General features: G+C 51.7%; 10 protein-coding genes and 1 tRNA gene. 3 read left to right on the top strand and 8 right to left on the bottom strand.

Features of this window, described 5'->3' with window-relative positions; all coding sequences use genetic code 11:
* Nucleotides 1-158 precede the first annotated feature (158 nt).
* From JDF658_RS02665 to JDF658_RS02655, 3 genes are all read right to left on the bottom strand, one after another.
* The gene (locus JDF658_RS02665) at nt 159-749 is read right to left on the bottom strand and encodes a DUF445 domain-containing protein (RefSeq protein WP_079906397.1); all 591 of its coding nucleotides are present in this window, start codon (nt 747-749) and stop codon (nt 159-161) included.
* A gap of 16 nt (nt 750-765) precedes the next feature.
* A complete protein-coding gene (ytxC, locus tag JDF658_RS02660) occupies nt 766-1,650 on the bottom strand; it encodes a putative sporulation protein YtxC (RefSeq protein WP_159071929.1) in 885 nt (294 codons plus the stop codon).
* A 102-nt stretch (nt 1,651-1,752) separates the two neighbouring features.
* Nucleotides 1,753-1,827: transfer RNA gene (locus JDF658_RS02655), tRNA-Cys, on the bottom strand.
* A 171-nt stretch (nt 1,828-1,998) separates the two neighbouring features.
* On the opposite strand from JDF658_RS02655, the gene JDF658_RS02650 reads away from it, so the two are divergent.
* Genes JDF658_RS02650 through JDF658_RS02640 form a run of 3 tightly spaced genes read left to right on the top strand, consistent with a single transcriptional unit; the run spans nt 1,999 to nt 3,353 of the window.
* Nucleotides 1,999-2,346 (top strand): PadR family transcriptional regulator, encoded by a 348-nt coding sequence (locus JDF658_RS02650; protein WP_079906396.1) that lies wholly within the window; start codon nt 1,999-2,001, stop codon nt 2,344-2,346.
* Complete coding sequence (locus JDF658_RS02645; RefSeq protein ID WP_078665543.1) at nt 2,347-2,826, top strand: permease; 480 nt, start codon at nt 2,347-2,349, stop codon at nt 2,824-2,826.
* Nucleotides 2,823-3,353, top strand: coding sequence for a permease (locus JDF658_RS02640; RefSeq protein ID WP_078665542.1), 531 nt, complete (start codon nt 2,823-2,825; stop codon nt 3,351-3,353). Before JDF658_RS02645 ends, JDF658_RS02640 begins: the two co-directional genes overlap by 4 nt.
* A 64-nt stretch (nt 3,354-3,417) precedes the next feature.
* Here the strand turns inward: JDF658_RS02640 and JDF658_RS02635 are convergent, their stop codons facing one another.
* From JDF658_RS02635 to JDF658_RS02615, 5 genes are all read right to left on the bottom strand, one after another.
* A complete protein-coding gene (locus JDF658_RS02635; protein ID WP_079906395.1) occupies nt 3,418-4,392 on the bottom strand; it encodes a hypothetical protein in 975 nt (324 codons plus the stop codon).
* A complete protein-coding gene (locus JDF658_RS02630) occupies nt 4,392-4,808 on the bottom strand; it encodes an OsmC family protein (protein ID WP_078665540.1) in 417 nt (138 codons plus the stop codon). The genes JDF658_RS02635 and JDF658_RS02630 overlap by 1 nt, the downstream gene beginning before the upstream one ends.
* A 17-nt stretch (nt 4,809-4,825) precedes the next feature.
* Entirely contained in the window at nt 4,826-7,657 is a 2,832-nt protein-coding gene (uvrA, locus tag JDF658_RS02625) for an excinuclease ABC subunit UvrA (RefSeq protein ID WP_079906394.1), read from the bottom strand.
* A 17-nt stretch (nt 7,658-7,674) separates the two neighbouring features.
* The gene (gene uvrB / locus JDF658_RS02620) at nt 7,675-9,660 is read right to left on the bottom strand and encodes an excinuclease ABC subunit UvrB (protein ID WP_079906393.1); all 1,986 of its coding nucleotides are present in this window, start codon (nt 9,658-9,660) and stop codon (nt 7,675-7,677) included.
* Between the two features lie 89 nt (nt 9,661-9,749).
* Nucleotides 9,750-10,640: a hypothetical protein gene (locus JDF658_RS02615; protein WP_078665537.1), complete on the bottom strand. Its 891-nt coding sequence runs from the start codon at nt 10,638-10,640 to the stop codon at nt 9,750-9,752.
* Nucleotides 10,641-10,653: the final 13 nt, after the last annotated feature.

Genomic DNA, 10,653 nt, shown 5'->3' with positions numbered 1-10,653 from the left:
TCACTACTCACCAACCGGTTTTGGCAACGGCACTCCGGGGTGGTTTCATCTGCTCCTCTCCTTAGCAGGGCTTGCAGCCGGTGACCCCGCCTCTCTGGAAGGAGGTAAGAGAGACTACTTGTCCCCATCCTCGCTTTCACTTGATTATACATTATATCCTAAATAAACAGAATCTGCAAGAGCCCGATAAAAAATCCCAGCACTCCGCCCAGCACTTCAATATGCCGCAATTCCTGGGCGGCAATCTTCAGGATCAGCTGTTCCAGCTGGTCCAGGTCCAGGGCCAGCACTTTCTCCTCCACCAGCCGGGCCAGCTCCAGGTCCTGCACCACCTGGCCCTCCAGCCTGTCCAGGGTTTTGCCCAGTAAGGCCGGTATCTCTTTATCCACCAGCTCACCGATTAACTCCACCGCCACTGTCCGCATGGCTAAAGGCAAAAAGGAAGGCAATTTTTCCAGCGCCCTCTTTTTCACCCCCTGATTGATCGCCTGCAAAACCGAAGGTTTCAATATAACCTGACGCAATTCCTCCGCCAGTTTCTCCGCTGTCAGCAGCTCTTCCGCCACAATCTGGCCGATCACCCGGGCCAGTTCCGCCTGACGCTTGGGGATCAGTCCCTGCAGAGTAAAATTGATCAGGGGAAAATGCCAGGCCCGCCGTGGTCGGAATAACATGCGCACTGCAATGTAGTTAGTAGCATATCCGATCAGAGCCCCAATCAGGGGCAAAACTACCCATTTCGGTAACAAGCCAAGCCCTCCTCGTTTAATGGACCAGACAGCGATGGCAGCCTGAGCACTCCTGCAAGCGGGTGCCGAAAATCTCCTTCAGCATCCCCCTGGTTTTGAGCCGGTTGGCCGGGGTTTTGTGGATAATTAGCCGTTCGGGAGCCAGTGTAATCAAGGCACTAACCAGGATGTCATCCAGGTTTATTTCACTGGGCGGCTGGTATTGCAACCAGTCATCCACGAAATCCTCAGCCAGGGCCCCTCCCTCCCTGTCTTCCAGGCGGAACTGGCGGTCGAGGGGAAAAAAAATATGGACTTCCGGGGTGCGCGGTTCCTGGATGTCGACAAAGTAGCGCAACAGGCGGATGAACTCCTGGTACTCCCGATCCAAAAGAAAGGCATCAACGGCATTTTCCACTGCCTGTTCCAGTTCCTGCAAATATTCCTGTAAACGAAAACGCAGAAAGCCATCTACTACCAGTTCTTGATTGGTAGCCAGATAATCCAGCACCTTGGCGGTAATCCGGTTCTTACGTAACAGCTTGCGCACCACCAGCTGCTCCTGTCCTTCCCCATTCAGTTCCCGCCAGGCCAGGGCAAAGATGCGATGCTGTTCTTCCGGGGCAAAGTAATAGTAGTTGCTGTGAATATAGCCCCAGAGCAAATCCTCTTCCCAGCGGTCCACAATCAGGTCGGCCACGGCCCCGGCCACAAAATGGCGGATGATCTGGCGAATTTCCTTGTCGGCATAACCTAACTGGCCAGTATCGTGGACCGATAAACCCAGGAAGGTATATTCTCCGGATGTAAATTCATTCAGGGCAAAGCGAAAGCCTTCTTCTTTCAGCCGGTCAAACTGCTGTAACAGGTGTTTTTTCAACAGGTTGGTATCACTGGCTGAGCCAATGGCATAAGGTTCCACGGTCGGCCACCTCCTTATGGATAGTGTCCGACGGGAAAGGTCCCCTTATGCAGAAAAGCTGAGTTTCGTAAATCTTACGAAAACTCAGCTTCAGCAGTCAGATGGAGGCGGCGGTCGGAATCGAACCGACGCATCTCGGTTTTGCAGACCGCTGCGTTACCACTTCGCCACGCCGCCGGATTGCATGTTCTATGTTACACAAAAAGCGGGGTTTTGTCAATAGTTAATTTGGTGATTGCGTAAAAGGAATGTCTCCATCTTTTTATATAATTATTGACACATATATATTGATAACATTATAATGTTAATAACATATATATGCATTTAATATCGAAAGGGTGAAATGCAATGTCAAATGGTAAATATGGTCGTCATGTACCTGCATTCGTTTTATTGTTGTTAGCAGAAGAACCAGCCTATGGTTCAATGCTTTTAAATAAGATGAACGAAAGACTACCTTATAACAATATTGATGGGGCGGCCTTGTATAGAGCTTTAAAAGACCTTTTAAAAATGAATGCAGTTACTGCCTATTGGGATACAACAGAACCAGGCCCTCCAAAGAAATGGTACAAAATAACTCCTCTGGGATTAGAAAAACTAGCAGAATACAACGAAGATATTCAGCAAAGAATTAAAAATTTACAGTTTTTTTTATCCCACTATAAAAAAATGTTTGTTCAGGAGGAAAAATAAATGGATAATTTTATTCTTTATATAGCTTCTATAGGTTTACTTTTTTCGTTTATTAAAGATAAAAAGAAAACAAGACAAGCCTTAATTAAGGCAAAAAATTCTTTTTTAAATTTATTACCTGAAGTATTGTCTATTATGTTTTTTGTAGGAATATCCTTATCCATCATCAATCCTCCTACTGTTTCTAAAATCATTGGTAAACAGTCAGGAATACTAGGTGTTATCATTGCTTTGTCTATAGGCTCCATTACATTAATTCCAAGCTTTATCGCCTTTCCCCTTGGGGCTACTTTATTAAGCAATGGTGCCGGTTACACTCAAGTTGCTGCCTTTGTATCAACCCTTATGGCGGTAGGAATTGCAACCCTTCCTGCCGAGATCAAATATTTTAATAAACCTACTGCAATACTGAGAAACGGGTTAGCCCTTATCATATGTATACTCTTTACTTTTTTGATAAGTCAGGTGATGAATAAATGATTATAGTCAAAAAATACAAATGGGCCATCTTTTTATTTATTATTACAATTGCTATTTATTTTTATGATAAACCTACAGGAACAAAGGCCTTTAGCATTTTTCTTTCAAACATAATAACCATGCTCAAAATACTTCCTCCTACCTTTGTCCTCGTTGGACTATTAGATGTATGGACACCAAAAGAAACTATGATAAAATACATGGGACAGCATTCAGGAATAAAAGGAATAGCCGTTGCATTTTTCTTAGGCACAGCAGCTGCTGGACCCTTATATGCAGCCTTCCCTATTGCTGCCCTTTTATTAAAAAAAGGCGCTCGTCTAGCTTATGTATTATTTTTTTTAGGAGTATGGTCAAGCACAAAACTCCCTATTGTACTTTTTGAAATTGCCTCTTTAGGCTACAAGTTCACTTTCCTGCACATTGGCATAAGCCTCCCTGCTTATTTAGTTTCTTCATTCTTTATAGAGAAGATACTCTCTTCTAATTCTAAAAACGAAATTTATAGAAAAGCAGTTACTCTTTAAATAGATTATGACGAGGTAATTAAAAAAGCCAGGCCTGACCGATTTACCGGCAAGGCCTGGTTTCTCATTTCTTCACCTGTTCCAGCTTCCCCGTAGCCAGGGACCATTTCCAGATTCCTTCTGCCCCCTGCTGGGGTACAGTCCCCTGAGCCGCCGTCACCAGGAAATAAATCTCCGGACCAGTCGGCAGCCAGTAGAGAAAATTCAAATCATAGTTAGTCCAGGGAAACTGCTCATCAAAAGGGGTTTTCAACACCTTTTTCACTCCCGGCTCATAAATTACCAGACGCCGGGTCCCGGCAGGCGTATCCAGATTGGCTGCCAGATATTTGCCCTCCGGTGACCAGGCCAGAGCCGCCACTCCTCCTTCAAAGTACAAATCCAGGGGCTTTAAGGCCGGCCTGGCAGCAGCTTCAGTCGGCAGCAGGGCAATAAAGGCATGGAGGCCGCGGGTGGACAGGGCCAGCTCCTTCCCATCCGGCCGCAGGGCCAGGGGGCCAAAGCCTTCCCGCCCAACACCGAATTCCGTCCCCGGCTCCGCCCCCAGGGGAGAAGCTACATTGGGCAATTGTTCCAGGGACAGCAGGGTACGGGCCTGCCCGCCCTTTTGCTGCAATACCAGTGCAATATCCCGGGCGGTTACCAGCCAGTCGGGGGTCAGGTCCTCAATGCCATCTACCCGCCACTGGCCTTCCTCTTTTTTCAGTTTGAGCCGGCTTTGATAGACCCGGGTATAACTGCGGTCGGAGTAGGTTTCCTGCCAGCGGACAGTCACTGTTTTTTGCTCTGTATCCACTGCTCCGATTTGATAGCCGACCCAGTGGGGATTAAGGGGGCCTAAGATTTCCGCTACCTGACTCCGTCGGGCCGTGGTCAGGGTATTGCGCAAACTCTGTTCCTCCCGGCTCAGGCGGGCTTCAGCAAACTGGCTTGCTGCTTTGCTCAAATCCTCGGCAGCTGGCCCCATACCGGGCAAGCTGCATCCGCCGAGCAGCAAGGAGAAAAACAGCAGCCAGCTCCAGCATTGCCGTTTTTTCATCATACCACCCCGTTAATTTCGTAGCGATAATTGATTTTAGCTACCCCTTTGACGGTGTTAGAAGCACTGCAGTATTTATCCAGGGACAGTTCAATGGCCTTGACCAGCTTCTCCTCTGGAATTTCGCCCCAGACCCTGTAAACCAGGGTGATTTCAGTAAATACTTTGGGGTGATCAGCAGCCCGCTCCCCTTCAACCTCTACAACAAAATCCTGCAAATTGAGGCGCATCTTCTCCAGAATGGAGACAATATCAATGGCGGTACAGCCCGCAACCCCCATTAGCAATAACTCCATGGGCGAAGCGCCTTTGCCTTCACCACCGGCAGCCGGAGCAGCATCGATGGGAATATCCACCTCCTGGGCCCCCCGCCCTAGAAAATGCATTTTCCCCTGCCATTTAATGTTTACCTTCATGTTAATTACCTCCCTCTCTATGCTAGCTGACGCTCCCGGGCCAGCAGCCGGGCCAGGAACTGGCCGGTATAACTCTGAGGCTGGGCCGCCACTTCCTCCGGAGTGCCCTGGGCGATTATCTCTCCGCCCTTATTGCCTCCTTCCGGCCCCAGATCGATGATATAATCGGCGGTTTTAATTACATCCAGGTTGTGTTCGATCACCACCACCGTGTCACCGTTTTCCACCAGCCGGTGTAGTACCTGTAATAGTTTGTCCACATCAGCCATATGCAAACCGGTGGTGGGCTCATCCAGGATATAAAGAGTGCGGCCGGTGCTGCGGCGGCTGAGCTCGGTAGCCAGCTTGACCCGCTGGGCTTCCCCGCCGGACAGGGTGGTGGCCGGCTGCCCCAGTTTGATATAGCCAAGGCCCACATCCTGCAAGGTCTTGAGTTTACGGTGGATTTTGGGGATATTCTGGAAAAATTCCACCGCCTCATCCACTACCATTTCCAGCACATCAGCGATGGTTTTGCCTTTGTACTTCACTTCCAGCGTCTCCCGATTATACCTCTTGCCTTTGCATACCTCACAGGGGACATAGACATCGGGCAGGAAATGCATCTCAATCTTGATAATCCCATCCCCGCTGCAGGCTTCACAGCGGCCCCCCTTAACATTGAAACTGAATCTTCCGGCCTTATAACCTCGCACCCGGGCTTCCGGAGTCTGGCTGAAAACCTCCCGAATAGCGTCAAAGACCCCGGTATAGGTAGCCGGATTGGAGCGGGGAGTACGGCCAATAGGGGACTGGTCGATATCGATTACTTTGTCGATATGCTCCAGGCCCCGGATTTCCTGATGGGCACCGGGCTTATCCTTGGCCCGATAAAGATGGGCAGCAACTCCCTTGTAGAGTATTTCATTGACCAGAGTGGATTTGCCGGAACCGGAAACCCCGGTGACACAGACAAATACCCCCAGGGGAATGCGGACATTCAGGTTTTTCAGGTTATTCTCCCGGGCCCCGATGATCTCCAGATATTTGCCATTGGGGGGCCGACGCAGGGCCGGCACCGGAATGCGTTTTTTGCCACTCAAATACTGACCGGTCAGGGAGCGGGGATTGGCCATGATTTCCGCCACTGTCCCCTGGGCCACCACTTCCCCGCCATTGGCCCCGGCTCCAGGGCCGATATCGATGACATGGTCGGCGGCCAGAATGGTATCTTCATCGTGTTCCACCACCAGCAGGGTATTGCCCAGGTCCCGCAGCTGTTTCAGGGTAGCCAGCAGGCGGTCATTGTCCCGCTGGTGCAAGCCGATGCTGGGTTCATCCAGAATATAGAGCACTCCTACCAGGCCGGAACCGATCTGGGTGGCCAGCCGGATGCGCTGGGCTTCACCTCCGGATAAGGTATGGGCCGCCCGGCTCAGGGTCAGGTAATCCAGGCCCACATTATTGAGAAAACCCAGGCGCGCCTTGATTTCCTTGAGGATCTGACGGGCAATCAGCTGTTCCCGCTCAGTCAGCGCTAATTCCTCAAAGAAGCGCAGGGCCTCTTCCACCGAAAGGTCAGTCACTTCCCGGATATTCTTGCCTCCCACCAGTACGGCCAGGGCTTCCGGCTTCAGGCGGGCTCCCTGACAGGCCGGACAGGGTTTGGTGGTCATGTATTCCTCAATTTCCGCCTTGACGCTCTCGGAAGTGGATTCCCGGTAGCGTCGCTCCAGGTTGGGGATAATCCCCTCCCAGACCGAATCCATGGTATGTTTGCGTCCATAACTGCTGTAAAAGGTCCAGTGGATTTTCTGTCCCGGAGCACCATAAAGGAGGACCTGTTTTTGCTCAGGGGTAAAGCGACTGATGGGGGTATGGAGATCAAAACCAAAGTGTTTGCTCACCGCCGCCAGCAATTGCCACATCCACTGGTTAGTGCTGCTATATGGGAGGATCGCCCCTTCAGCGATGCTTTTTTCCGGGTCCGGAATCACCAGCTCCGGATCGATTTCCATCTTCTGCCCCAGCCCCGTACATTCCGGACAGGCCCCAAAAGGGGAGTTGAAGGAAAACAGCCGGGGGGCAATTTCCTCGATACTGATACCGCAATCGATACAGGCGAAGTTTTCACTGAAAGTTAGTTCTTCGCCGTCAATTACATCCACCACTGCAATCCCTTCCCCCAGCTTCAGGGCCACTTCCAGGGAATCGGCCAGGCGCTGGCGAATGCCTTCCTTCAGCACAATCCGGTCCACCACCACCTCAATGGTGTGCTTTTTATTCTTTTCCAGGCTGATGGGTTCATTCAGGTCATAAATCTGCCCATCTATCCGCACCCTGACATATCCCTGTTTGCGAATTTCCTCCAGCAGTTTGGCATGTTCCCCTTTACGCCCTCGTACCAGGGGAGCCAGGATCTGCAGGCGGCTGGCTGACGGCAGGCCCAGAATCTGGTCCAGCATCTGGTCCAGGCTTTGCTGTTGAATGGGCTGGCCGCAGCGGGGGCAATGGGGACGACCGATGCGGGCAAACAACAGCCGCAGGTAGTCATAGATTTCCGTCACCGTACCCACCGTGGAACGGGGGTTGCGGCTGGTGGTTTTCTGGTCAATGGATATAGCCGGGGATAGTCCCTCAATGTAATCCACATCCGGCTTGTCCATCTGACCCAGAAACTGCCGGGCATAGGCGGAAAGGCTTTCCACATAACGGCGCTGGCCCTCGGCATAGATGGTATCAAAGGCCAGAGAGGACTTGCCGGAACCGGATAAACCGGTGAGCACCACCAGCTTGTCCCTGGGGATGGTAATATCTATATTCTTCAGATTATGAACTCTGGCACCTTTTACAACAATATCTTTAATCAATGCTGTTAACCTCCTGTTTAGCTCAGGTATTCTGCGCGCAATTCCAGGATAGCATCCCGCAATTCCGCTGCCCGCTCAAATTCCAGGCGCCGGGCAGCCTCTTTCATTTCTTTCTCCAGTTGCCGCAGCAGTTTGTCTACCTCTCTTTTGTTCAGCTTTTTCTTCTTGCCAGTGGATTCACCATATTTAGCCGCTGCTTCGGCTACCGCCTGGGTGGCCTCAATTACATCCCGGACCGCCTTGCGCACCGTCTGGGGCACAATGCCATGGGCCTGGTTGTAAGCCATCTGTTTACTGCGGCGGCGGTTGGTCTCCTGGATGGCTCTGGCCATGGAATCGGTAATGCGGTCAGCATACATGATCACCTGACCATTGGCATTGCGAGCCGCCCGGCCGATGGTCTGAATCAAGGACCGTTCAGAACGGAGATAACCTTCCTTGTCAGCATCCAGAATGGCGACCAGGCTTACCTCCGGCAAATCCAGGCCTTCTCTGAGTAAGTTAATGCCAACCAGGACATCGAAGACCCCCAGGCGCAGGTCGCGCAAAATCAACATGCGCTCCAGGGTTTTAATATCCGAATGCAGGTAACGGACTTTGATGCCCAGTTCCCGCAAGTAATCAGTCAGGTCCTCCGCCATTTTCTTGGTCAGGGTAGTGACCAGCACCCGCTCATCCCGTTCCACTCGTTGCCGGATTTCCCCTACCAGGTCATCGATCTGCCCTTTAGTGGGACGAACATGAATTTCCGGATCCAGCAAGCCGGTGGGACGGATGATCTGTTCCACTATTTGCGCACTCTTTTCCAGTTCATAGGGACCGGGGGTAGCGGAAACGAAAATAATCTGATTGATTTTCTGCTCAAACTCGCTGAACTTCAAGGGGCGGTTATCAAAGGCAGAGGGCAAACGGAAACCGTGATCCACCAGGGCCTGTTTGCGGGAGCGATCCCCTTCATACATGGCTCCGATCTGGGGAATAGTGACATGGGATTCGTCCACCATAATCAAAAAGTCATCCGGGAAATAGTCCAGCAAGGTATAAGGCGGTTCCCCCGGCGCCCGCCCTGTTAAATGCCGGGAATAGTTTTCAATCCCCTGGCAAAAGCCCATTTCCCTCAGCATCTCCAGGTCATGCCGGGTCCGCTGCTCCAGCCGCTGGGCTTCCAGCAGTTTATTCTGAGCCCGCAGTTCTTCCAGCCTTTCTTTCAGCTCTGCTTCAATGGAAGCCAGGGCCCGCTCCAATGTCTCACGACCGGTCACATAGTGAGAGGCCGGAAAAAACACCACATGCCGGCGCTCCCCGAAAATTTCTCCGGTCAGGGGGTCGAACTCCACTATGCGCTCCAGTTCATCTCCGAACAGTTCCAGCCGAATGGCCCGCTCACTGGAGGCGACCGGGAAAACTTCGACTACATCTCCCCGCACCCGGAATGTACCCCGGGTAAAATTGAGGTCATTGCGATTATACTGCATGTCCACCAGGCGGCGTAAAATCTGCTCCCTATCCCAGATCTGCCCCGGCCGCAGGGAAAACATGTTTTCCCGGTATTCCTGGGGGGAACCCAGGCCGTAGATACAGGAAACACTGGCCACAATAATGACATCCCGCCGCTCAAACAGGGCTGCCGTGGCCGAATGGCGCAATTTGTCGATTTCATCATTGATAGAGGCATCTTTTTCGATATAAGTATCAGTCTGAGGAATATAGGCCTCTGGCTGATAATAATCATAATAGCTGACAAAATACTCGACCGCATTGTCCGGGAAAAATTCCTTGAACTCACTGGCCAGCTGTGCTGCCAGGGTTTTATTGTGAGCAATCACCAGGGTCGGCCGCTGTACCCGGGCGATTACCTGGGCCATGGTATAGGTTTTGCCGGTGCCGGTAGCACCCAGCAGGGTCTGATAGCGATAACCTTTATTTAACCCCTCTACCAGCCGGGCTATAGCCTCCGGCTGGTCCCCTTTGGGGGTAAACTCGGATTTTAGCTTAAACTCCATCTGCCTTCAACTCCGTATATTTGTTCTCACATAGTATATGATACAGCGAAATTGTCTCCGAGTAAACAAAAAGCCCGGCCAAAACCGGGTTAAAAGACTTTGACATTAAAATATATGCTGTCATCCATCCCCCGCACCACCAGCCAGAGCAAGTTGCGGAAGTTTTCCGCTGCCGGTCCGGAAGGAGTACGACCCTGACCGGGGACTTCAGACCAGCCGCTCCAGAGGTCCCGACGCAGGATATTCTGGTAAATACCATTATCCGTGCCTCTGACAAACAGGTTCAATTCCGAGCGGAATACCACCGCCTCCGGTTCCGCCAGGGTCAAGCCGCCGCCGGGAACCTCTGACCAGCCGCTCCAGATCCCCAGGGGTGACAGGCGGTTGAGATAAATGCGGTCATCAGTACCGCGAACAAACAGGTAGAGATAGCCGCGATAACTGGCTGCACCGGGCCCGGACAAAGTACGGCCATTGCCAGGCACCTCCGACCAGCCGCTCCAGATTCCATCGCGGTTGAGCCGATTAGAGTAGATACGGTTGTCAGTTCCGCGGACAAACACCCAGAGGAAACCGCCATAGTTCACAGCCTCCGGGCTGCCCGTCGTGCGGCCACCGCCGGGCACTTCTATCCAACCGTCCCAGTCTTCATCATCATCCATCCGGTTATACCAGATCCCATCATTTAAGCCCCTTACTACCAGGTAAAGGCGATTGCGATACACCGCCGCTCCTGGTCCACTGCGGGCCCTACCGCCTCCTGGCACTTCCCGCCAGCCGCTGAAAGGGCTGGGATTAAAGGGCCGCAGGCTATTTATCCAGAGGCCATCATTAAGCCCACGAACAAAGAAAAAAAGGCGATCATCAAATTCCACCAATTCCGGTTTATCCGGAGTTTTTCCTCCTCCGGGCATTAAGGTCCAGCCAGACCAGTTATTGACCATATGCCTGGCTACCAGGTCATAGGGATGGTAAAACATGGCTCCTCCCCCG

This window comes from Carboxydocella sp. JDF658, from assembly GCF_002049395.1.
GTDB lineage: Bacteria > Bacillota.
The sequence above is the reverse complement of the archived record's forward strand: the minus strand, read 5'-3'. Positions and strand labels throughout refer to the sequence as shown.

Bases quoted from the DNA above. Each gene is read 5' to 3' on its own strand.
- JDF658_RS02650 (WP_079906396.1), top strand. From the start codon at position 1,999: ATGTCAAATGGTAAATATGGTCGTCATGTACCTGCATTCGTTTTATTG.
- JDF658_RS02645 (WP_078665543.1), top strand. From the start codon at position 2,347: ATGGATAATTTTATTCTTTATATAGCTTCTATAGGTTTACTTTTTTCG.
- JDF658_RS02640 (WP_078665542.1), top strand. From the start codon at position 2,823: ATGATTATAGTCAAAAAATACAAATGGGCCATCTTTTTATTTATTATT.
- JDF658_RS02635 (WP_079906395.1), bottom strand. From the start codon at position 4,392: ATGAAAAAACGGCAATGCTGGAGCTGGCTGCTGTTTTTCTCCTTGCTG.
- JDF658_RS02630 (WP_078665540.1), bottom strand. From the start codon at position 4,808: ATGAAGGTAAACATTAAATGGCAGGGGAAAATGCATTTTCTAGGGCGG.
- uvrB (WP_079906393.1), bottom strand. From the start codon at position 9,660: ATGGAGTTTAAGCTAAAATCCGAGTTTACCCCCAAAGGGGACCAGCCG.
- JDF658_RS02615 (WP_078665537.1), bottom strand. From the start codon at position 10,640: ATGTTTTACCATCCCTATGACCTGGTAGCCAGGCATATGGTCAATAAC.